25 protein-coding genes are annotated in these 21,194 nt (G+C 62.5%); 13 read left to right on the top strand and 12 right to left on the bottom strand.

All coding sequences use genetic code 11. The annotated features are described in order from the left end of the window. Positions 1 to 26: 26 nt before the first annotated feature. Entirely contained in the window at positions 27 to 1,811 is a 1,785-nt protein-coding gene (locus BI343_RS00780) for an ABC transporter ATP-binding protein/permease (protein ID WP_071108267.1), read from the bottom strand. Between the two features lie 381 nt (positions 1,812 to 2,192). On the opposite strand from BI343_RS00780, the gene BI343_RS00775 reads away from it, so the two are divergent. The 6 genes from BI343_RS00775 to BI343_RS19500 all read left to right on the top strand — a co-directional run bounded on the left by BI343_RS00775 (position 2,193) and on the right by BI343_RS19500 (position 6,451). Beyond that, positions 2,193 to 2,753: a DUF2975 domain-containing protein gene (locus tag BI343_RS00775; RefSeq protein WP_043628335.1), complete on the top strand. Its 561-nt coding sequence runs from the start codon at positions 2,193 to 2,195 to the stop codon at positions 2,751 to 2,753. Between the two features lie 12 nt (positions 2,754 to 2,765). Beyond that, complete coding sequence (locus BI343_RS00770) at positions 2,766 to 3,014, top strand: helix-turn-helix domain-containing protein (protein WP_043628337.1); 249 nt, start codon at positions 2,766 to 2,768, stop codon at positions 3,012 to 3,014. A gap of 139 nt (positions 3,015 to 3,153) precedes the next feature. Continuing rightward, complete coding sequence (locus tag BI343_RS00765) at positions 3,154 to 3,369, top strand: sigma factor-like helix-turn-helix DNA-binding protein (protein WP_043628339.1); 216 nt, start codon at positions 3,154 to 3,156, stop codon at positions 3,367 to 3,369. A gap of 149 nt (positions 3,370 to 3,518) precedes the next feature. Further along, positions 3,519 to 4,883, top strand: coding sequence for an aspartate aminotransferase family protein (locus tag BI343_RS00760; protein WP_071108266.1), 1,365 nt, complete (start codon positions 3,519 to 3,521; stop codon positions 4,881 to 4,883). Between the two features lie 120 nt (positions 4,884 to 5,003). After that, positions 5,004 to 5,864, top strand: coding sequence for a methionyl-tRNA formyltransferase (locus BI343_RS00755; protein WP_071108265.1), 861 nt, complete (start codon positions 5,004 to 5,006; stop codon positions 5,862 to 5,864). 230 nt (positions 5,865 to 6,094) lie between these two features. Continuing rightward, complete coding sequence (locus BI343_RS19500; protein ID WP_139165599.1) at positions 6,095 to 6,451, top strand: hypothetical protein; 357 nt, start codon at positions 6,095 to 6,097, stop codon at positions 6,449 to 6,451. A gap of 58 nt (positions 6,452 to 6,509) precedes the next feature. Here the strand turns inward: BI343_RS19500 and BI343_RS00750 are convergent, their stop codons facing one another. The 4 genes from BI343_RS00750 to trxB all read right to left on the bottom strand — a co-directional run bounded on the left by BI343_RS00750 (position 6,510) and on the right by trxB (position 10,189). After that, positions 6,510 to 7,913 carry a PhoH family protein gene (locus tag BI343_RS00750; protein ID WP_071108264.1) on the bottom strand — a complete coding sequence of 468 codons (1,404 nt, stop codon included), beginning with the start codon at positions 7,911 to 7,913 and terminating at the stop codon, positions 6,510 to 6,512. A gap of 56 nt (positions 7,914 to 7,969) precedes the next feature. Beyond that, positions 7,970 to 8,422: a peroxiredoxin gene (locus BI343_RS00745; RefSeq protein WP_071108263.1), complete on the bottom strand. Its 453-nt coding sequence runs from the start codon at positions 8,420 to 8,422 to the stop codon at positions 7,970 to 7,972. 159 nt (positions 8,423 to 8,581) lie between these two features. Next, positions 8,582 to 9,214, bottom strand: coding sequence for a Smr/MutS family protein (locus tag BI343_RS00740; protein WP_071108262.1), 633 nt, complete (start codon positions 9,212 to 9,214; stop codon positions 8,582 to 8,584). An 18-nt stretch (positions 9,215 to 9,232) separates the two neighbouring features. Continuing rightward, a complete protein-coding gene (trxB, locus tag BI343_RS00735) occupies positions 9,233 to 10,189 on the bottom strand; it encodes a thioredoxin-disulfide reductase (protein WP_043628351.1) in 957 nt (318 codons plus the stop codon). A gap of 124 nt (positions 10,190 to 10,313) precedes the next feature. Between trxB and BI343_RS00730 the strand changes: the two genes are divergently transcribed. The 3 genes from BI343_RS00730 (at position 10,314) to BI343_RS00720 (ending at position 11,949) form a co-directional block, all read left to right on the top strand. Continuing rightward, positions 10,314 to 10,502: a putative motility protein gene (locus BI343_RS00730; protein ID WP_043628353.1), complete on the top strand. Its 189-nt coding sequence runs from the start codon at positions 10,314 to 10,316 to the stop codon at positions 10,500 to 10,502. Positions 10,503 to 10,717: 215 nt separating this feature from the next. Next, positions 10,718 to 11,245, top strand: a complete 528-nt coding sequence (locus BI343_RS00725) for an ester cyclase (RefSeq protein WP_071108261.1) — start codon at positions 10,718 to 10,720, stop codon at positions 11,243 to 11,245. Then, complete coding sequence (locus BI343_RS00720; RefSeq protein ID WP_071108260.1) at positions 11,242 to 11,949, top strand: SDR family oxidoreductase; 708 nt, start codon at positions 11,242 to 11,244, stop codon at positions 11,947 to 11,949. The genes BI343_RS00725 and BI343_RS00720 overlap by 4 nt, the downstream gene beginning before the upstream one ends. Positions 11,950 to 11,996: 47 nt before the next feature. Here BI343_RS00720 and ampH read toward each other — a convergent pair whose 3' ends face one another. The 3 genes from ampH to BI343_RS00705 form a co-directional block, all read right to left on the bottom strand. Next, the gene (gene ampH, locus BI343_RS00715; protein WP_071108259.1) at positions 11,997 to 13,292 is read right to left on the bottom strand and encodes a D-alanyl-D-alanine-carboxypeptidase/endopeptidase AmpH; all 1,296 of its coding nucleotides are present in this window, start codon (positions 13,290 to 13,292) and stop codon (positions 11,997 to 11,999) included. A gap of 275 nt (positions 13,293 to 13,567) precedes the next feature. Further along, positions 13,568 to 14,464, bottom strand: a complete 897-nt coding sequence (locus tag BI343_RS00710; RefSeq protein WP_071108258.1) for a LysR family transcriptional regulator — start codon at positions 14,462 to 14,464, stop codon at positions 13,568 to 13,570. Between the two features lie 62 nt (positions 14,465 to 14,526). Continuing rightward, entirely contained in the window at positions 14,527 to 16,311 is a 1,785-nt protein-coding gene (locus BI343_RS00705) for an aminopeptidase P family protein (protein WP_211269365.1), read from the bottom strand. A 460-nt stretch (positions 16,312 to 16,771) separates the two neighbouring features. On the opposite strand from BI343_RS00705, the gene BI343_RS20510 reads away from it, so the two are divergent. Then, positions 16,772 to 16,900 (top strand): hypothetical protein, encoded by a 129-nt coding sequence (locus tag BI343_RS20510; RefSeq protein WP_255408125.1) that lies wholly within the window; start codon positions 16,772 to 16,774, stop codon positions 16,898 to 16,900. A 142-nt stretch (positions 16,901 to 17,042) separates the two neighbouring features. Here BI343_RS20510 and BI343_RS00700 read toward each other — a convergent pair whose 3' ends face one another. Together BI343_RS00700 and BI343_RS00695 are read right to left on the bottom strand one after the other, a co-directional pair. Beyond that, positions 17,043 to 17,447 carry a VOC family protein gene (locus tag BI343_RS00700; protein WP_071108256.1) on the bottom strand — a complete coding sequence of 135 codons (405 nt, stop codon included), beginning with the start codon at positions 17,445 to 17,447 and terminating at the stop codon, positions 17,043 to 17,045. Then, positions 17,444 to 18,022 (bottom strand): flavodoxin family protein, encoded by a 579-nt coding sequence (locus tag BI343_RS00695; protein WP_071108255.1) that lies wholly within the window; start codon positions 18,020 to 18,022, stop codon positions 17,444 to 17,446. Before BI343_RS00695 ends, BI343_RS00700 begins: the two co-directional genes overlap by 4 nt. A gap of 67 nt (positions 18,023 to 18,089) precedes the next feature. On the opposite strand from BI343_RS00695, the gene soxR reads away from it, so the two are divergent. Next, entirely contained in the window at positions 18,090 to 18,539 is a 450-nt protein-coding gene (gene soxR, locus BI343_RS00690) for a redox-sensitive transcriptional activator SoxR (protein WP_071108254.1), read from the top strand. Between the two features lie 82 nt (positions 18,540 to 18,621). On the opposite strand, the gene BI343_RS00685 is transcribed toward soxR, so the two are convergent. After that, the gene (locus BI343_RS00685) at positions 18,622 to 19,047 is read right to left on the bottom strand and encodes a GNAT family N-acetyltransferase (protein WP_071108253.1); all 426 of its coding nucleotides are present in this window, start codon (positions 19,045 to 19,047) and stop codon (positions 18,622 to 18,624) included. Positions 19,048 to 19,129: 82 nt separating this feature from the next. Here BI343_RS00685 and BI343_RS00680 point away from each other — a divergent pair, with 82 nt between their 5' ends. Both BI343_RS00680 and BI343_RS00675 read left to right on the top strand, forming a co-directional pair. Then, entirely contained in the window at positions 19,130 to 19,939 is an 810-nt protein-coding gene (locus BI343_RS00680; protein ID WP_071108428.1) for a PhzF family phenazine biosynthesis protein, read from the top strand. Further along, the gene (locus BI343_RS00675) at positions 19,936 to 20,556 is read left to right on the top strand and encodes an HAD-IA family hydrolase (RefSeq protein ID WP_071108252.1); all 621 of its coding nucleotides are present in this window, start codon (positions 19,936 to 19,938) and stop codon (positions 20,554 to 20,556) included. The genes BI343_RS00680 and BI343_RS00675 overlap by 4 nt, the downstream gene beginning before the upstream one ends. 196 nt (positions 20,557 to 20,752) lie before the next feature. Here the strand turns inward: BI343_RS00675 and BI343_RS00670 are convergent. Then, positions 20,753 to 21,194, bottom strand: a 442-nt coding sequence (locus tag BI343_RS00670; protein ID WP_479686409.1) for an acetyl-CoA C-acetyltransferase, incomplete at its 5' end; no start/stop codon positions are given.

Here is a 21,194-nt window from a genome sequence, read left to right as displayed (position 1 = left end):
CGCCGCCCTTCGCCGATGCGGGACGATTACAGGATACTGACAGCGCCATCTGCTGCCTGGCCCCTGCCGCGGCTCAGGATTGCCGCGTCAATCGATGGCCCAAGGCTGTAGTCGCCTATCTGCCAGACCCGGTCGTGACAAGCGTCCACTTCCGGCCGATGCGAGACGCTGATGATCGTGCAATGCGGCAGCTCAGCATGCAGCAGCGCGTAGTAGTGCCGCTGGTTGGGCGCATCCAGGGCCGAGGTGGCTTCATCCAGCAGCAACCACTGCGGCCGGTGCAATAAGGCTCTGGCCAAGGCTAGGCGCTGCTGTTCGCCGGCCGATAGCCTGGCGGACCAATTGCAGTTTTCGTCCAGCTGCGGCGTCAAGTGCCCTAATCGGCATTGCGATAGCACGAATGTCTGCTGCACCGTGGTAAAGGCATTGCTTGCCGCGGGGTAGCTGATGGCCTCGCGCAAGGTGCTGATCGGCAGATACGGCCGCTGCGGCAAGAACATCACTTTATTGGGCGGCAGGGTGATACTGCCCTTTCCCCATGGCCAGATGCCGGCCAGCGCTTTCAGCAGAGCGCTTTTGCCGCTGCCGGAGGCGCCCTTGATAACAATGCGCTCTCCTGCGGACGCCTGCAGATGGATGCCCTGCAGCAGGGCTTGCCCATCCGGCAGCGACACGTCCACGGCGCTGAGTCGAATTTCATCTCCAGGGCGTCGCGAGATTCGGCTATGCGCCAGTTCCTGCTGCGCTTGTTGCGCGGCGAGCTGAAAAGAGGACAAGCGTTCGATATTGGCTTTCCACGATGCCAGGAGCTCATAAGCGTTCACCATCCAGCTCAAGGCGCCCTGCACTTGGGCGAATGCCGAAATGGCCTGCATCAGGCCGCCCAACGCGAACTTGCCGGCAAAATAGCCTGGCGCGCATACCAGCATCGGAAAAATCACGGCCAATTGCGCGTAGCCGGCGCGCGCACCGTTCAAGCGCCATTCCGCGGCTATCAGCAAGCGCCAGTTGGCGCAGATGGCTTGAAAACGACGGTTGAGCGCGCTGCGCTCTACATCCTCGCCGCCGCTCAGCGCCACCTCCTGCGCATGCTCGCGCAGCCGCACTGCGGCATAGCGAAAATCCGCTTCGCGCCGTTCTCCTTCCATATTGATGCGCGACAGCCGGTGGCCAAGCGCATGCATCAGCCCGCTTCCCAGCAGCGCATAGGCCAGCGAAACCCAGACCAGATAGCCGGGAAGGCTGACGTTCCAGCCAATCCGGGCCAGACTCAGTGGGCCGGACAACTGCCAGAGTATGCCGACGAAGCAGGCCAGGGTGGCCAGATTGCGGATCAATTCAAAACCGAGATTCAAGGATGTCGCGGTTAGCGCCTTCAGGTCCTCGGCTATGCGTTGATCGGGGTTGTCCGTGCCATAGGATTTCAACTCCAGCAGGCAGTAGGCCCGGCCATCCAGCCATTGCCCAAGATAAAAATCGGTCAACCACCGCCGCCAACGCAAATTCAGCATGGACGTCAGGTAGGACATCAGCACCGCGCAGCCGATGAAACCGAAGGCCAGCGCGGCGAACACTTGCAGCAACTGGAGGAAGCGGCCCCAGTCGCGTTGTTGCAAGGCATTGAAGAAGTCGCCATTCCACTGGTTGAGCAAGACATTGCAGTAGACCATGGCAATGTTCAGCGCGGAGATGGTCAGCAGCAGCGCCCACGCCATCCCTTTCTCTTCCGAGCGCCAATACGGCGCCGCCAAGGCCAGGAACTTGGCGATTAATCCCTTGCCGGCTGCGCCGCCGGCATTTTGTTCATTCATGCCGTACCTCAATTTTTGCCGTCCGGGCGCATCAATGTGTCCAGACGTCTTTTGCAAACCGCGAGATGGACTGGTCCCTCGCACGTTGAGATGACTGTATTGGAAATAAAATTTACTGTAAAACAATAATTTTTAGTTGTTATACATTCATTTAATGCATGCAAGAGAGAGGATCGCCACCACGGCAAGCCAGGCTTGGCTTTCGGCGTTTTGTGCGGGGAAGGTTGGCGGCGGGCGGAATGTGACGGAAGCGCCACAGTGATAAAATTAAACTTGCACAGCAATAAATTATCGTTTAACAATAAAAATATACTAGGTGCAGTGAACTCCATTCGGCGATGTTCCGTCGGCACCGCTTCGCAACAACACTAAGGACAAGCGATGAACTCTTCGCGATTAAGCCGCTACTGCGCCGTCATGGCCTGCGTCACTTTTCTTGGCATTTGCGCCATGCTGCTGTTTCATCTTTTGCTGTGGCTGTTTCCCCAAGCCATCCTGGATGCCGGCTGGAGCATCACCATCGATGCCAGCCAGGGCTTTTATGGACTGCGCAACTTCACGCTGGCGGACGTGCCGCTTTGGCAACGGCTAGGCGGCGCAGTCATATCTTGCGTCCCCTTGCTGGTGCTGGCCCAGGGCTTGAACGCGTTACGCCGTCTGTTTCGTCTGTACGCACATGGCGAATACTTCTCCGAACGCTCCGCGTCCTTGCTGGCTAAGGTCGGCTCCAGAATCGCGCTATGGGTGTTGGCGGAAATTCTGGTCCAGCCGCTGATGGGACTGTGGCTGACCATGATGCAGCCTGCCGGGCATCGCCAAATTACATTCGGAATGGATAGCGGCAATTTGGAGAGCTTGTTCATCGCCGCGGTGGTCATGGTGATTGCGCGCATTCAGCAGGAAGGCGTGGCTCTGGCGCGCGAAAACAAGCAATTCATCTGAAGAAAGCATCCTGTGCCCATAAAAATCAACCTGGACGTGCTGCTTGTTCAGCGGAAAGTGAAATCCAAGGATCTTGCCCACGCCATCGGCATTACGGAGCAGAATCTGTCGCTGCTGAAACAGGGAAAGATCAAAGGCTTCCGTTTTTCAACGCTGGAAGCGATCTGCCGACACCTGAACTGCCAGCCTGGAGATTTGTTGCAATATGTTCCGCCCACCTCGGGCGAAGAAGGCGTTTCCGATGAGGGGGCTGGGTTTTAGGCCACTCGCCCAGACTTCCTGGCTCAGGATTTGCCTGCATTTTTTTGGCAAGCATCTATGCTGGAAAAGCATCCACATGTTTCGTGTTCAAACGTAAACGCGCAGGGTAGTCAGTACGCGCGGACGATGGAGGGATACCATGAAACTGGACGATTTCAACGTGGTGGCCGATCTGATCGGCATGAAGAAGCGCTCGCGCGAGGCGGTGTGGCTGATGGAAGTGGAAGGCATGACTGGCTATTACGCCGCCCAGCAAATGGACATCAGCGAGTCCACGGTTTCCCGCGCGCATTCTCGTTTCCGCCGCGCCATCAAGCAGCTGAATACCTTGGCAGGGCATCTGCCCCTGCGCTGAATTTCCGTTCATTGCAGCCCATTGGCCCGAGGCGTTGTCTACGCTTCGGGCCTTTTGTCGTTTGCGGCTGTCCAAGCGGCGATTGCAGCTGGATTGTGTGATGCGGAGCTTGGCATACTGTTTGCACCCCATTCTTAAGCGAGGCGGCAATGGCGAAGCGGCATGGCATTGATCTAGGCAAGATGCGTGAACTCCATGAGCGGGAGCGGGCGGACTTTCTGGCCCGTCGGCCGCGGGCGAGGGCTTTGGCTGGACAGTCGGCCAGGCATTTGCTGTTTGGCGTGCCGCTGCACTGGATGGACGATTGGCCCACGCCCAGCCCTTTGTTTGTGGCTGAGGCGCAAGGCGCGCAATTGACGGATGTCGATGGCCATCGCTATGTCGATTTCTGTCTGGGCGACACCGGCGCGATGTTTGGCCACTCGCCGGCGCCGGTTGCTGCCGCGATCGCCCGCGAGTCGGCGCGCGGGCTGACCGCCATGCTGCCGGGCGAGGATGCCCTTTGGGTGGCCGAGGCATTGGCGCAGCGTTTCGGATTGCCGGTATGGCAGTTCGCGCTGTCCGCCAGCGACGCCAACCGCTTTGCCATCCGTTGGGCGCGCGCGGCGACCGGCAGGGATCAGATACTGGTATTCAATGGCTGTTACCACGGCACCGTGGACGACGTGTTCGTGGACCTGGAAGAGGGCCAGGCCAAGCCGCGCGCCAGCCTGCTGGGCCAGGTGTATCCGCTGACCGAGCACACCCGGGTGGTGGAGTTCAATGACCTGGCCGCGCTGGAGCGGGCCTTGTCTGATGGCCGTGTCGCCTGCGTTTTGGCTGAGCCGGCGATGACCAATATCGGCATGGTGTTGCCTGATCCGGACTACTGGCAGCAGGCGCAGGCCATCATTCGCCGTCACGGCAGCCTGTTGTTGCTCGACGAGACGCATACCATCAGCTGCGGCCCCGGCGGCTTTACGGCCCTGCATGGCTTGCGGCCCGACCTGCTGGTGCTGGGCAAGCCCTTGGCAGGCGGACTGCCTGCGGCGGCTTACGGCTTCAGCGCGGAGTTGGCGGCGCGGGCGCAGCAGGCCAAGCGCGATGCGCCGGCAGGCCATTCCGGCATTGGCACCACGCTCAGCGCCAATCGCCTGTCCTGCGCCGCGATGCGGGCCAATCTGGCCGAGGTGATGACCGACGATGCCTACCAGATCATGTTTGAGCGGGCGGCGCAGCTGGAGCGGGGGCTGCGCGAATTGTTCGTCCGTTTCGATCTGCCATGGTGCGTGACGCGGCTGGGCGCGCGCTGCGAGTTCCAGTTTGTCCCGCGCCCCCCGCGCAACGGCAGCGAGGCTGCGGCAGGGCAGGATGCCGAGCTGGAACAGAGCATTCATTTGCATCTGTTGAACCGGGGGCTGCTGATCACGCCGTTCCACAATATGCTGCTGCTCAGCCCGCATACCACGGCGCAGGATGTGGATCGCTTGCTTGCGGTGTTTGATCAGTGGCTTCGAGCGGTGCGCATGGCCTGATTTGTCGCGGGAGGGGCGGCTTCTGTTAATTTGCGTGTCATCGACGTCGGGGGCCGAGAAGCCGATGGTATAACCAGGCTATGAGGGGAGCTTGTCCCTGTTCGCGATAAAGTGAATGCCATGCGTTTCGCCATCACGCTTTCGGACCGCTTCAAGCCAGCGCTGGATGTTTTCCTGCAGGCAGGCTGGCAGCCTGTGAAGATTTTCTGCACGCCGGTCGACCATAGAATGCACCACCACAAGGCCTCGGTGACGTTTGCCGAGCAGCGCAAGCTGCCGCTGCAATTGTCGCCGATGACGGCGCGCGATTTGGAAGAGCTGGCCGAGATGGGGTGCGAGGCGCTGCTGGTGGGCAGCTACAACTGGCGTATTCCGGACTGGACGCCGTATTTGAAATACGCCGTCAATTTCCACCCGTCGCCGCTGCCTTTGGGGCGCGGGCCGTACCCGCAGGTGCGGGCCTTGCTGGAGGGACATAAGGAATGGGGGCTGACCTGCCACAAGGTGGGGCCGGAGTTCGACAGCGGCGACATCCTGGCGCAGGAGCGTTTTCCTCTGGGCGAAACCGACAGCCATCAGGTGCTGGACATCAAGTTGCAACTGGCCTTGCACCGGCTGTGCCACAAGGTGGCAAACCGGTTTGAGCGCTTGTGGGACGAGGCCTCGCCACAGGGCGATGGCGGCAGCTACTGGCCATTGTGGACCGATCAGGACAGGATGCTGGATTTCCAGCGCCCGACGGCGGCGCTGCTGCGGCAGATCCGCGCCTTCGGCGACTTCGAATGCGCGGCAGTCATCAATAATGTCACCATTTTCATTCACCGCGCCGAAGGTTGGGAGGAGACTCACCATTTCGCGCCGGGCAGTCTGATCTACTCCCAGGCGGAGCAGCTGCTGGTCGCCACGGCCGACGGCATGCTGCTGATCAGCGAGTGGAGTCTGTATGGGCCGGATGCGGTGACAGGCAGGGGGCGGCGCTGATTTTATCCATTTGAAATTTTTGTTGCGGCGTTGCCGCGCGCTTGTTCTTTCTTGGCATGCCGATTTGACCACAGCCGGCGAAATGTTAAAAAATGTGAAACGCGACAGAGAGTTGTCGCGTGATCAGTGAAATCGGCTGCGGCCGATTGCAATCGCCGTTCGGACCCGCTCCGGCGGCGATTTGTTTTGGGAAGGCGCCGCGGGGCGCGCGGCGGGTTGGTGCTGGGGATATGTTCAGGATTGTGGTGGGCGTGGCGTGCATGCTGATGCTGGCTGGCGAGAGCCAGGGCGGAGAGGCGCGCTGGTATGCGGAGAGTTCGGCGCCGGTTCGCCAGGCATGCGCGTCCGAAGCGTCTTGCCGTGAGGCTCAGGCATGGCAAGGCGCGGCAAGGCGGGAGGCTTCCGCTATAGTGGAAGACAATATGACGCAACTGGCGGCGGCCAATGAGGTGATGTCGCGCAGCGAGAATATGCGGGATGCCAAGCGTTGGTTCGCGCTGGATCTGTTGCTGTTGGGCGTGGGGGTGTTGTGTCTGCTGGCGTACTGCCGGCGCCTGCTGGGACCGGAAGAAGACGAGATGTGTTAAGCCCCTAGACATCAAAACGGCGCCATCGTAAAGGATGGCGCCGTTTTCGTTCGCAGGCTTACAGCACTTCGCCGGCGTAGTCAGCCAGCCTGGAGCGTTCGCCGCGTTGCAGCGTGATGTGGGCCGAGTGGTCCCAGCCCTTGAAGCGGTCCACCACATAGGTCAGGCCGGAGCTGCCTTCGGTCAAATACGGCGTATCGATCTGGCTGACGTTGCCCAGACATACCACCTTGGTGCCCGGTCCGGCGCGGGTGATCAGCGTCTTCATCTGCTTGGGCGTCAGGTTCTGCGCTTCGTCGATGATCAGGTACTTGTTGAGGAAGGTGCGGCCGCGCATGAAGTTGAGGCTCTTCACCTTGATGCGGCTGCGGATCAGGTCGCGGGTGGCGGCGCGGCCCCAGTCGCCGCCATCGTCGTCGCTCTTGTTGAGCACGTCGAGGTTGTCTTCCAGCGCGCCCATCCACGGCGCCATTTTTTCTTCCTCGGTGCCCGGCAGGAAACCGATGTCCTCGCCCACCGGCACGGTGACGCGGGTCATGATGATTTCGCTGTAGATCTTCTGCTCCAGCGTCATCGCCAAACCCGCCGCCAGCGTCAGCAGCGTCTTGCCGGTGCCGGCCTGGCCCAGCAGCGAGACGAAGTCCACATTGGGGTCCATCAGCATGTTCAGCGCGAAATTCTGTTCGCGGTTGCGCGCGGTGATGCCCCATACGTTGTTCTTGTTGTGGCTGTAGTCCTTCAGCGTCTCCAGCACCGCGCTCTTGCCTTCCAGCTTGATCACGCGGGCTTGGAATGGGCGGTCCCCCTCCTGCCAGATCAGCTGGTTGACGTACAGGCTGGCGACGTCGGGGCCGGTCAGCTGGTAGTAGCTGCGGCCGTGCTCCTGCCACGACTTGATGTCCTTGCTATTGCGCTCCCAGAAGGCCTGGTCGATTTCCCGCATGCCGGTGTACAGCACGTCGGTGTCTTCCAGCACCTTGTCGTTGAAGTAGTCCTCCGCCTCCAGGCCCAGGGCGCGGGCCTTGATGCGCATATTGATGTCTTTGGACACCAGAATGACGGAGCGGTCCTCATGATGGTCTTTCAAGGCCATCACGATGCCGAGGATCTGATTGTCGGCTTTGCCGACCGGCAGCGAGGAGGGGAGCGAGCCGTTGATAGCCTGGGTCTGCAGAATCAGGCGGCCGCTGGCGGCGTCGCGGCTGGCGTGCTTCAGCGGGATGCCGTCGCCGATGTTCAGTTCATTGCCGCTGAGGATGTCGTCGAGAAAGCGGCTGGCCTGGCGGGCATTGCGGGCCACTTCGGACATGCCCTTCTTATGGGTGTCCAGCTCTTCTAGGGTGATGATGGGGATGAACACATCGTGTTCTTCGAAACGGTACAGACAGGTGGGGTCGTGCAACAGTACGTTGGTGTCCAGAACAAACAGCTTGCACGCGCTGGTCTTTTTGCGGCCGGCCATGATGTGGTCCCCTTGTTCGTGTTGTAGCCCGGCCGGCTGGCCGGGCGGGCACTGCCTTACAGCGTTTTGACGAACGACAACACCTCCTCGGCGTGTCCGGGCACTTTCACGCCGCGCCATTCGCGCGCCACATTGCCATGGGCGTCAATTACGAAGGTGCTGCGCTCGATGCCTCTTACCTGTTTGCCGTACATGTTTTTCATCTTGATGACGCCAAACATATTGCAGACAGTTTCTTCCGAATCCGACAACAGTTCAAACGGCAATTCCAGCTTGGCCTTGAAATTTTGATGCGACTTCAGGCTATCGCGCGAGATGCCGACGATGTCTGCCCCCAAGGCGGCGAATTGCGGGTGCAGATCGCGGAAGGCCATGCTCTCGTTGGTGCAGCCTGGCGTATTGTCTTTGGGGTAGAAGTAGATCACCAGCGGCTTGCGGCTGGCGGAAAGCGCAAAGTCGGCGCCGGCGGTGCCGGGCAGGGTGAAGTCGGGGCAGGGTGTGCCTGTCATGCATTACTCCTGGGTAGGGTGCAGGGGGCCGCCTTGATTTGAGCTTAGCGGATTCCCCTTGCGGTTGTCACGTATCCTGAGAGCCTGTTCTCGCGCTTTTTTCGCGTCGGCGATCCGGCGGAAATTCACCGTCGGCGGATGCCGATTGCGATCAAGGGCTTAGTCATCGGTATCGCCTGAAGCCGGGCGGCGCAGCAGCACCAGCAGCGAGCCGCTATGGCCGCCGGTTTCGGCCTCGCAAAAGGCCAGCACGTCCGGGTGGTGCTGCAGCCAGCTGCGCACCAGCTTCTTCAGCACCGGTTCCCCTTGCGGCGAGCCGAAGCCCTTGCCGTGTATCACCTTGACGCACTGGCCGCGCGAGCGGGCGCGATGGATGAACAAGGCCAGCGCGTCTTGCGCCTGATGCCGGGTGTAGCCGTGCAAGTCCAGTTGGGCGCAGACAGGCCAGTTGCCTTGGCGCAGCCGCTTCAATGTGGCTGAAGGCATGCCGGGGCGGACGAATTGATGCAGCAGTTCCGGCGGCTCGAACCAGCCTATTGGATGCTGCGGGATTTCCTGGCCCTTGAGTGCATGCGCGGCGGGACCCTGGCTGGGTTTGCGCGGGCGGGGCTTGGGCTTGGGACGCTGAGGATGGTGGCGGTCGTCAGGCTTGAGCGGCTTGACGTCGCCGAATAGCTGGCGGAAGTCCGGCTCCTCGGGCGCAGCGGGCTGCGGCGGCGTGGCCGCCCGTGGCGGGGCGGCCTGCCGCAGCGACTGGCGAAGTCCCTTCAAAGAGTCCTTGAAGGTCTTCATGATGCGGGACTCCGGCGCTTACTTCAGGCTGTCGAGATAGCGCTCGGCGTCCAGAGCGGCCTGGCAACCGGAGGCGGCGCTGGTGACGGCCTGACGGTAGATGTGGTCCTGCACGTCGCCGGCGGCGAATACGCCCGGCACGCTGGTGGCGGTGGCGTTGCCGTCGCGGCCGCTCTTGGTGATCAGGTAACCGGTGCTGTCCATTTCCAGCTGGCCCTTGAAGATTTCGGTATTCGGCTGGTGGCCGATAGCGACGAACAGGCCCATCACCTTGATCTCTTCGCTGCTGCCGTCCTTCATTGACTTCAGGCGCAGGCCGGTCACGCCGGAGTCGTCTCCCAGCACCTCATCCAGCGTGGCGTCCAGCTTCAGGCTGATCTTGCCCTCCTTGACGCGGTCCATCAGCTTGTCGATCAGGATTTTCTCGGCGCGGAAGGTGTCGCGGCGGTGGATCAGGGTGACGTGCTTGGCGATATTGGCCAGGTACAGCGCCTCTTCCACGGCGGTATTGCCGCCGCCGATCACGGCCACGTCCTGGTTGCGATAGAAGAAGCCATCGCAGGTGGCGCAGGCGGACACACCCTTGCCTTTGAAGGCTTCCTCGGACGGCAGGCCCAGGTACTTGGCCGAAGCGCCGGTGGCGATGATCAGCGCGTCGCAGGTGTATTCGCCTGCGTCGCCCACCAGGCGGATAGGCTTTTCATGCAGATGGGTGGTATGGATGTGGTCGAACAAGATTTCGGTGCCGAAGCGCTCGGCATGCTGCTGGAAGCGCTGCATCAGCTCCGGACCCATCACGCCTGCGGCGTCGGCCGGCCAGTTGTCCACGTCGGTGGTGGTCATCAGTTGGCCGCCTTGGGCCATGCCGGTGACCAGAACCGGCTTCAGGTTGGCGCGCGCGGCGTAGACGGCGGCGGTATAGCCGGCCGGGCCGGAGCCAAGAATCAGCAGGGGGCTGTGACGGGTTGCGCTCATGTGTGTTTTCCTGTCATCAAAAGGGTGGAGACTGGCGCCCACTCTAGCAGTTTTGTTGTGACAGCAGACCTGCGGTCGGCTAAACTGCTTTTGAACGACGCTATTTGAGTCAGGAGGTTGGGGTATGGATCCATTAAGTCAAGTCAGCGCGCAAAATGTCGCGACCAATGCGCAGGCGCTGGTCCTTAAAAAGGCGATGCAGGCGCAATCCCAAGCGGCGATGACGCTCTTGCAAGGCGCGGAAGAATCGTCGCAGCAAATCCAGGCTTCCAATCCGGCGCATCTGGGACAGAACTTAGACGTCCGGGCCTGATCCGCGAGCCGGCTCGGGGCAAGCTGTCTGTTGAACAAGGCGACCTGCGGGTCGCCTTTTTGTTTTATCCATGATCTGCGCCGCGCTGTCATATTCAAATTCAGCAATAAAATCCTGCAATTCCTACCCCAATTATCAATCTTGGACCTGGTCTGAATAATCGACTCCTGACGTTGCCGGCATGTCGCCGGCGCGATGAAAACCAGGAGTCCGTCATGATTCGTCTTTCCTCTTTGATCTGCTCTGGCTTGCTTGCGCTGTCTTCCGCGACGGCCTTGGCCGCCGACGCGCTGCCGCAGCCTGCCCGAGTGTTTTCCGAGCGCAATAATGGCGCGGCGGCGGCGGTGAAACTCGCCGCCATGCGCTATGCCGCATTCTGGAATACCGGCGATCCGCGTTACGCGGAGCTGGCGCTGGACCCCGCGTTCATGGATCGCACCTTGCCGGAGGGCCGTCCGCAGGGCGTGGCGGGACCGCTACAGGCCTCGCGGACATTTCGCGCCGCGGTGCCGGATTTGAAGGTGGAAGTCACCGACATGGTGCTGGCGGATGATCGCGTGGCCCTGCGCCTGCACTTCACCGGCCATTTCAGCGGCCGTTTCGGCGACAGGCAGGGCGATGGCCAGGCGATCGACTTCCAGGCTTTTGATTTGTACCGGGTGAAGAATGGCCGCATCGCCGAGAACTGGCATCTGGAAGATAATCTGACGCTGCTGAAGCAGCTGGGGGTGGTAAAGCCATGATCCCATCCCCCGACTTGTTGAGACGGCGCGATGTCGTGGTGCTGGGCGGCACTTCCGGCATCGGCCAGGCGGTAGCGCAAGCCGCAGCCGCGGCCGGCGCGCGGGTTTTTGTATTGGGCCGCAAGCCGGCGCAGCCTGGCCCCTGGCAGTATCTGCCGGCGGACGTGACCGATGCGGCGACGCTGCGCGCGGCTTTGGCCGAGATCGGCCATATCGACCATTTGGTGCTGACTGCCGGCGCGCGGATAGGCTCGCCGCGGCTGGAGCAGGCGACGCTGGAGGATTTTCGCCGCACTTTCGACGTCAAGCTGTTCGGCAATCTGCTGGCGGCGCAGCAGGCTTTGCCCTACCTTGCGGCGGACGCTTCGGTGACGTTCACTTCCGGATTGTTATCCCGCAAATACGGCGCCGGCGGCTTGCTGAAGAGCGCGGTCAATGCCGCCTTGGAGGCCGCGGCGAAGAATCTGGCCAAGGAACTGGCGCCGCGCCGCGTCAACGTGGTCAGCCCGGGCGTGGTGGATACCGAATTGTGGGGAGAGGATGGGGCGGATAGCCGCATCGCGGCGATGGCGCGCATAGGCGCGAGCCTGCCGCTGGGCCGCGTCGGCAAGCCGCAGGAACTGGCTCAGGCCTATCTGTTCGCCATGGGCAACGCCTTCCTCACCGGCGCGGTGCTAGACGTGGATGGCGGCGGCTTGTTGTAGCAAAGCTTCCCGTCGCCATGGCGCCCAGCCTGGCGACGGGGCGCGCGCTATTGCTGAGGCTTTTTCTTGGCGTGGGTATGGCGGGCCGATGCCTTTGCCGTCGGTTTGCTTGGTTTCTTGGCCGCCGCCTTCGTTTTTGCAGGCTTGGTTTTGGATTTGACCGCCTTCGCATGGGATTTGGCAGGCTGGGCGCGCGTTGCCGCCGGCGCCCGCGCGGCTGCCGGCTGGAAGCCGCTAAGCTCCGCTACCAGTTTGTTCACGCCGCTGCTCATGTTCTGGTAGTGGGTGCCGCCGGTGCGGGTGAGGCTCACCCATACGCCGACCTCATTTTTCGGCGCGATCGCCACATAGCCGATGAAACCGCCGCCGCCGGCGGTTTTCTGGATGATTTCCGGCGAGTTCGGCGTCGGCAGCATGCGTATCCAACCCAGCCCCAACTCATCCGCCTTGCCGGCGACGTCCATGCCGCGCAGCGCGCGCAGGTCGTCGCGCTTGAAGTACATATGGAAGAGCTGATCGCGCAATTGGCGGCGCGCTTCGTTTTGCGGGCGCACCAGGTCTTGCAGCCAACGCTGCATATCGCGCGGGGTGGAGTAGATGCCGCCGCTGCCGCTGGCGGCGCGGGTATCCACGCAGGGGCTGGCGCCGTAGCCTTCCATCAATCGGGCGCATTGCGCGGCGGTGGGCGTCAGCGTGGTGTCGCGCATGCTGAGCGGCGCGGTGATCTTCTCACTCAGCAGCGCGGCATAGGGGCGGCCGGTGGCGGCGGCCAGCGCGTCGGCCAGGAAGTCGAAAGCCAGGTTGGAATACTGGGCGCGCATGCCGGGCGCGAAGCGCGACTTGGTCGAAGACAGCCATTGCCAGCGTTGCTGCTGGTCCGGCCAGACGAAAACCGGCGTGTTCTGCGGCTTTTCGCCCGGCATTTCGCGCGGGAAGCCGCTGGTGTGGCTGGCCAGATTCAGCAGAGTGATGGGTTGCGTGGTGGGCGGGAATGCCACGCCGGCCGGCGCGTATTTTTGCAGCGGATCGTCCAGTTTTACCCGTTTTTCTTGCGCCAGCGAGGCCAGCACCTCGCCGGTCATGGTCTTGCTGATGCTGGCGATGCGCAGCAAGGAGTTTTCATCCGGGCGCTGGCCGCTGCCGGGGCGGGTTTGGCCGTAAAAGCGCTGCGTGGTCTGTTGCTTGTTGACCACTACCATGACCATGCCGACGGCGCGGCTGTTTCTGAAGATTTGTTCGCCGTAACGATCTATCGGGTCGGCGCTCGTTTCTTTTGTAGCGGCGGCAGAGGCGAAAGGAGCGAACAGGGCCAAGCTCAGGCCGAGCAGTTTCAAAGGCTTCATCGAGTTTCCGAAATGGCTGACGGTATTAGCTGGATCGCGCGGAGCAGGGCGCAAGCCGGCTGGAATAGGTTTGTCATTATCGATAACGGGCAAGGCTGCCGGATGGTGGACGCGATTTGGTTTTCCTCGCAAAGTTCAGGCCGCCTTGCGGCGCGGCGGCGTCGCTAGCGAAAAAACAGGCCGGCAGTGTAGCGCAGACCGCCGCCGCGCGCAGGGCTTATTGCATATTTTCCCGAGGGTTCGATATTACACGGCCGGTTTGCCGGCCGGGGCGTTCAGGCTGGTGACAATTCCGCCAGCAGAAAGTCGATCAGCCTCCGTACCCTGGCCGGTTGCAGCCGGTGTCCCGGGTAGAGCAGGTGCAAGGGTGCGGGCTCGGTGAAGAAGTCGTCCAGCACTGTCACTAGCCTGCCGGCGGCGAGGTCGGCGGCGATGTCCAGTTGCGACTTGTAGGCGAAGCCGTGCCCTTGCAGCGCCCAGCGGCGTATCACTTCGCCATCGTTGCTTTGACGAGTCCGTTGCAGGCGCAGCGAGCGGATTTCGCCGCCGTCGCGATAGCGCCATTCGTTCATCGGACCATGGCCAGTGGTGAGCGTCAAGGTGGGCAATCCGGTCAAATCCTGTGGGTGGGACGGAGCGCCCAAGGTTTGCAGCAGCGCCGGCGCGGCGCAGACCACGCGGCGGCTGGCGGCCAGCTGACGCGCCACCAGGCTGCTGTCGGCCGGCATGCCGTAGCGGATGGCCAGATCGATGTCGTCGCCTATCAGGTCTGCCGGCGTATCGCTCAGCGATAGCGAAAAGTGCACTTCCGGGTGGATGGCGGAGAAACGATCCAGGCAATCCAGCAGCCGGTTGCGGCCCAGGTCTGACGGGGCGGACAGTCGAATCGCGCCGCTCAGTTGGCTGTGTTCCCGCTGCAGCTGATTTTCGCCTTCCGCCAACAAGTCCAGCGCCTGACGGCAATAGGCGAGATAAGTCTCGCCCGCCTCGGTCAGCCGGAGTCGTCGCGTGGTGCGCTCGAACAGCCTGACGCCCAATGTTTCCTCCATGCGCTGGATGCAGGCGCTGGCGGCGGCGGGAGACAAGCCGTGCTTGCGCCCGGCGGCGGAGAAGCTGCCCAGCAGCGAAGCGTCCTGAAACAGGCGCAGGTCATTGAGGCGGTCGAACGGCATGTGGGTTCCGGGAAACAAAACAGGCCATGCGCAGAGCATGGCCTGTGTGCCGAGCGGGCGGTTTACAGCGCTTCGGTATTGGCCAGCAGCCAGTCGCGTGCGGCGCCGTCCACCAATGGCAGCAGCCGGGCGCGCACCTCGGCGTGGTAGCCGTTCAGCCAGTCGATTTCCGGTTGGGTCAGCAAAGAGTGGTCGATGCAGCGGCGGTCTATCGGGCACAGCGTCAGCGTCTCGAACTTCAGGAAGTCGCCAAACTGGTTCTTGTCCGACGCCACGTTCAGCACCAGGTTCTCGATGCGCACCCCCCATTGTCCGGCGCGGTACACGCCGGGTTCGATGGAGGTGATCATGCCTTCCTGCATCGCCATATGCGGCTCCGGCACCGCGCGCGAGATGCTTTGCGGGCCTTCGTGCACATTGAGGAAATAGCCGACGCCGTGTCCAGTGCCGTGGCCGAAATCGATGTCCTGCTGCCACAACGGCGCGCGGGCCAGCGCGTCCAGCATCGGCGACAGCGTGCCGCGCGGGAAGTGGGCCATGGACAGCGCCATCGTGCCCTTCAGCACCAGGGTGAAGTCGCGCTTCTGCGCGGCGCTGGGCGTGCCGACGGCCACCACGCGGGTGATGTCGGTGGTGCCGCCCAAATATTGGCCGCCGGAGTCGATCAGCAGCAGGCCGTCGCCCTGGATTTCGCTGTGCGCTTCCGGGGTGGCGTGGTAGTGCGGCAGCGCGCCGTTGGCGTTGAAGCCGGCGATGGTGCCGAAGCTGGGCGAGACGAAGCCTGGGCGACGCGCGCGCGCGGCGGTGATTTGTTCGTCTATGGTCAGCTCGGTGATGCGGGCGCGGTTGACGTTGGCTTCGAACCAGGCGAAGAACTCGGCCAGCGCGGCGCCGTCCTGCTCCATCGCGCGGCGCACGTGCTCGGCCTCGGCCGCGCTCTTGCGCGACTTCATCAGCGTGCTGGGGTTGATCGTCTCGATCACCTTGACGCCATCGGCCACCGCTTGGCGCAGGCCCAGCGTGACGCGGCGCGGATCGATCAGCAGCGAGCCGCCGGGCAGCGCGGACAGCGCCGGCTTGGTTGCTGCGTAATCGGCCACGCGGACGCCGTCTGCCGCCAACTGGGCGGCGAGGGCGTCGTCTATCTTGCCCGGCGCGACGAACAAGGTGGCGCTGTCGGACTCGATCAAGGCATGGGCGATGAACACCGGGTTGTAGTTGACGTCGGCGCCGCGCAGATTGAACAGCCAGGCGATGTCGTCCAGCGTGGAAAGGAAGTGGCGCTCGGCCCCCGCCTCGCGCATCGCTTCACGCACGCGGCCGAGCTTGGCGGCGCGGCTTTCCGGCGCGAAAGCGGCTTCATGCTGGTAGACGGCAGCGTTCGGCAGCGCCGGCCGGCCGGCGTAGACGGCGTCGATCAGGTCCAGGTCGCTGCGCACGATCACGCCGCGCGGCGCCAGCGCCGCTTGCAGGGCTATGGCCGCGGCCAGACTCAACACATCGCCGTCCACCGCCAGCGTCTGGCCGGCTTTGAGCGTATCGGCCAGCCATTGCAGGTGCAGGCTGCTGGCGGCGGTGTCTATCTTCATCAAGGTAATGCCGGTGCCGGCCAGTTCGTGTTCCGCCTGCACCCAGTAGCGGCTGTCCGCCCACACGCCGGCGAAATCCGCGCTGACGATCAGCGTCCCCATCGAACCGGTAAAGCCGGACAGCCAGCGCCGCGCCTGCCAGCGTTGCGGCAGATATTCCGAAAGGTGCGGGTCGGACGACGGCACCAGACAGGCGTCTACGCCGGCCTTGGCCATGGCGGCGCGCAGCGAGGCGATGCGTTGCGGGATGGTGTCCAGTTGCGGGGTGGTGGGGGTGTTCATGCCGGCTCCGGAGAAAATATTGTATCCATTCTGTTGCTAAAGCGAAGACCGCGCAAGGGGATGAGCGATGCTCATGCGAGCATGCCCATCGCCTCGCGCGGGAAACGGTCTTGAACCGTTGCAGAGACAGCCAGGGCGCTTAGCGCTGCTTCAGCCTGCGCATGCCGGGGCGGCCGGCAAGATGGCAGAGTTGAACAAATTGATGCAGAAAATGCTTCATCACGGCTCCTGTTTTTTGGGAATGCGCCGCCATGCTTGGGGCGGCAGCTGCAATGATATCGGCATTTCATGCATTTGTAATGCTGATGGGCGGGCGCGCCTTCCTGCCAAATGCGCTTAAGCGCAGCGCATTCGATTGATTCACGATCATCTATTCGGAATGATCTATACTGGACCAGCAGTATCGGATCCTCCGATGCTCAGCAAGGAGCGTGTCATGAGCAAGTCCAGACAAAGCACCAAGGAAGCCAAGAAGCAGCCGCAGATGACCCTGAAGGAAAAACGGGCTGCCAAGCACCAAAAGAAGCATGCGCCGGATGGCGCGCCTATCATCATCCCCCACTAGGCGGGACGATGAAGCCGCCGCAAGCATGCGGCAAGGTTGAGCAACCTGACCGCCCGGAGAGGGCGGATATTCCCGGCCACCAAGCCGGACCAGCGGACAAACCTCCCAGCCCCTATCCGGCGGGAGGTTTTTCATTGCGGCTTCAGGCGTTCGCCAACATGACGCTCAGGGCGGCGTAGTCGTAGCTGGTGATTTCGTAGCCATTGCCGTCCGGGTCCTTGAAGTACAGCGACCATGACAGCTCGTGATCCACAGCCTCCAAAGGTTGGCCTAGCGCTTGTCGCAGGTGGGCGTGCCAAGCCATGAAGCCTGCGGCGTCCGTCGCCAAGGCGATGGTTGAGGCCGGGGCGATGGCCACCCCTTCAAACAAGGCCAGTTTGACCCTGCCGGCGGCATCGGCCAGCGTCAACGGACCGCCGTCCCGGCTCCAGCTCTCCAAATTTTCCAGCCTGGCCAAGCCCAATACCCGGCCATACCAGATTTCTGCGGCGGCGCGATCGCGCACATAGACATGGATATGGTCTATGCCCTGGCTTGTGAGAATCATGCAGTTGCCTCCGTCTGGAGCTGGTTGAATTGGCAGGCTAGCTGGGCCACGCGCCGGCCAAGGTGGCGGGCGGTTGCCAAATCGGCTGGATGCAGGTCTGGATTGGCGGTATTGGCGATGGCACCCCATTGGCTGCCCATGCGGTTGAGACCTTGCGGGCCATGATGGCTTGGCAGGTCCAGGCCGCACCACAACATGCCGTGCTGCGAAGCCAGCATGGCAAAGTAGCTCAAGGTGCCGTGCTGATCGCCGTTCAGTCCCGAGCCGGTGGTGAACCCGGCTGCTATCTTGCTGGCCAGAGCCTGATCGCGCCACAGTTCGCTGCTGGCATCGGCAAACGCTTTGAATTGCGCGGCCGGGCCGCCCATATAGGTGGGGCTGCCAAAAATGATGGCATCCGCTTCGCGCAGCGCTGCGGAGATGAGTTCTATGGGATAGCGGCCATCGACGATGTGCTCGGGCCGGATGCGCAGCAGTTCGGCATGGCCATGCTCCGCGGCGCCTTGGCAGACCGCTTCAGCCAACTGGTGTGTGTTGCCGCTGCCGGAAAAATAGAGGATCAATACGGTGCTCATGTCGGGTTTTTCTGTTGTGATGGATTTGCTAGTATTTATCTTCAAGTTAACTTGAAGTCAATGGCGCATGAATGACACGATCACGATAGGCTACCTGGCCAAACGCAGCGGCGTGGCCGCCAGCGCCCTGCGCTTTTACGAGTCGCGCGGGCTGATTCGCAGCGTGGGAGAGCCTGGCAAGACGCGGCGTTTCCGCCGCGATGCCTTGCGCCGGGTATCGTTTATCCGCGCGGCGCAGACGCTGGGATTGAATTTGCAGGAGATAGGCGAGGCGCTGGCCAGGCTGCCGCAGCAGCGCACGCCGACGGTGGACGATTGGGCCAGGCTGTCCATGGCGTGGAAGCCGCTGCTGCAAGCGCGCATCGACGCCCTGACGCGGCTGCGCGATCAATTGGACGATTGCATAGGCTGCGGCTGCCTATCGCTGCAGAAGTGCAAGCTGTTCAATCCGGACGACGCAGCCGGAGGGCAGGGGTGCGGCGCGCGCTTTCTGCTGGACGAGCCGGCGGCGGAATAGGACTTAGGGCCGCTAGCACAACCTCGAAGAGCGCCGGAGCCAATGAGGCGCAACGCAGGATCAGGAGTTTGGTTAGCGGCTCTTATAACGCCTTGCGCAGGAAGAGGCGGCTGTGACCCGGCGGATCGCATGGGATTTCGCCAAACACTTGCCAGCCGTGCTTCTGGTAAAAGCCGGGCGCCTGGAAGCTGATGGTGTACAGCACGGCATGTTTGCAGCCGCGGCGGCGGCCTTCTTCTTCAAAGGCTGCCAATATCCTGCGGCCCAGTCCCTGGCCGCGTAACGATTCCGGGAGATGGAACAGGTCGAGAAACAGCAGGCCCAGCGAGCTGCGGCCATATGCGCCGCCTAGCACCTCGCCGCTTGCCGGATCGCGCGCCAGCACAGCCAGCGGCTGGCGGTCGTTGTAGCCGGTGATTTCATCGTTGTAACGGTTCAGTCCGTTTTCGATGGCGCTTGCCGCATCGGCGGGAACGTGTTCGTGGAGGGTGATTTCCGGCGAGGTCATGGGCAGGGTTAGAATGATGATTTATGCATTTTAATTATGATGGTTGCTGCGTGGCAATCGCGCCAAGATAAGGGAACAGGTGTTGAGAGAGAATGCATTCCGTTGTTTCGGCAGAACGCCGGACAGCGGCAATCTGGCGCTGGTGTGCCACGGCGAGCATGCGCAAGGACTCAGCGTGGAGCGGCGTCAGGCGCATGCGCGCAGCCTGTTCGCGCCAGCTTGCGTATTCGTCGATCCTGGCGTGGAGCCGGACGAGGCGGCCACGCTGGATTACTACTACCCTCATGCGCGAAGCACGCTGTGCCTGCATGCTTCGCTTGCCGCGGCGGCATGGCTGCGGCAGCGCGATGGGCAGTTGCCGGCTTTTTTGCGTACCGCCAGTGGTTTGCGCCTGCAGGTGAGCGAGGAGGGCGGGATCATCCTGTTTCGTTTGCGCGAGCAAGCCGTTGCGGGGGCTGCGCCATCGCAGGCCTGGCTGTCCGATGTTTTGGGCAGCCCGGCCGATGCCATCGTCTCCACTGCGGCCTTGGCTTCGGCCGGCAGTCCCAAGCTGCTGGTGGAGTTGGACAGCGTGGCGCGCTTGCGGCAATTGACGCCGGATCTGGCGCGCATCGCCGCCTGGGGCAAGGAAGCGGGCGTGAACGGCTGCTATGCCTATGTGCGTTTGGCCGATGGCCTGTATCACGGACGCAATTTCAACCATCTTGATCCGGCGCTGGAAGATGCCGCCACCGGCGTCGCCGCGGCAGCCTTGAGCCTGCACCTGCGGCGCAGCCTCACGCTGCATCAGGGCGATGGTTTGGGCAATCCCTGCGAGTTGAGCGCGGTTTATGACGGCGCTGACGTCAGCGTGGGCGGCCGCTGCTGCGCGATGGACGGCGAAACAGCATGATTGCGGCGGTGTTTTTCGATTTCGACGGCGTGCTGACCACCGATAAATACGGCTCCGATACCACCAACCGCTATCTGGGCGAGGCGACTGGCCTGGGTTTCGCCAAGGTGGATCAAGCGCTGGAGCGGCACAACGAGGCGCTGTTGCTGGGGCGCGCGAGCCATGCCGATATCTGGCCCGAAGTGTGCCGTGAGCTGGGGCGAGAGGTGGATTGCCGTCTGTTGGACGCGGCCTTTCGCAGTACGCCGATGAACCAGGCTGTGTTGGGCATGGCGCGCCAACTGCATGGCCGCTATCGGTTGGGCATCCTTACTGACAACAAGTGCGACCGTATGGATTGCCTGCGGGCCTTGCATGGCCTGGATGCGCTGTTCGATCCCGTCTTGGTTTCGGCCGAGATTGGGTTGATGAAGACTGATGGCGGCATGTTTGAGCATGCCTTGCGATTGACGGGGTTGAGACCGGCGCAATGCCTGTTCATCGACAATAGCCGGCGCAATCTGGAGACGGCGGCGGCATGGGGGATGGCGACGCTTTTCCATGACGTCGAGCGCAATGATGCGCAGGCTTTGCGCGGAGCGTTGGAGCGGCGTCTGGGAATCAGTTTGGCTGGCTAGCCAGAGCAGGCGTCTTTAGAGCCGCTAACAAAACCTCGTTAGAGAACCTGAGCCAAGGCGCGCCGACGCAGACAGTACAAATAGTACGGCAAGGAGGCGCAACGCCGGATCAGGGGTTTTGTTAGCGGGTCTTAAAAACAAAACCCGCCGGCAAGAAAACCGGCGGGTTGATTCATGAGGCCGTCAGGCCGCGCGCTTACGGACGCTCGACTGCCAGCGCCACGCCCATGCCGCCGCCGATGCACAGCGTGGCCAAGCCCTTCTTGGCGTTGCGGCGCTGCATTTCATGCAGCAGCGTCACCAACACGCGGCAGCCGGAAGCGCCGATCGGGTGGCCCAGCGCGATGGCGCCGCCATTGACGTTGACCTTGTCCGGCCCCCAGCCCAGCTCTTTCGCCACGCCCAGCGCCTGAGCGGCGAAGGCTTCGTTGGCTTCCACCAGATCCAGGTCTTCCAGCTTCCAGCCGGCCTTGGCCAGCGTCTTGCGGGTGGCGGAGACCGGGCCAATGCCCATGATTTCTGGCTCGCAGCCGGTCAGCGCGTAGCCCTTGATGATGGCCAGCGGCTTCAGACCCAGCTGATCGGCCTTCTGGGTGGACATCAGCATCACGGCGGCGGCGCCGTCGTTGATGCCGGAG

Origin of the sequence: Chromobacterium amazonense (assembly GCF_001855565.1) — a bacterium.
Taxonomy (GTDB): domain Bacteria; phylum Pseudomonadota; class Gammaproteobacteria; order Burkholderiales; family Chromobacteriaceae; genus Chromobacterium; species Chromobacterium amazonense.
This window is presented reverse-complemented; position numbering and strand designations above follow the sequence as displayed.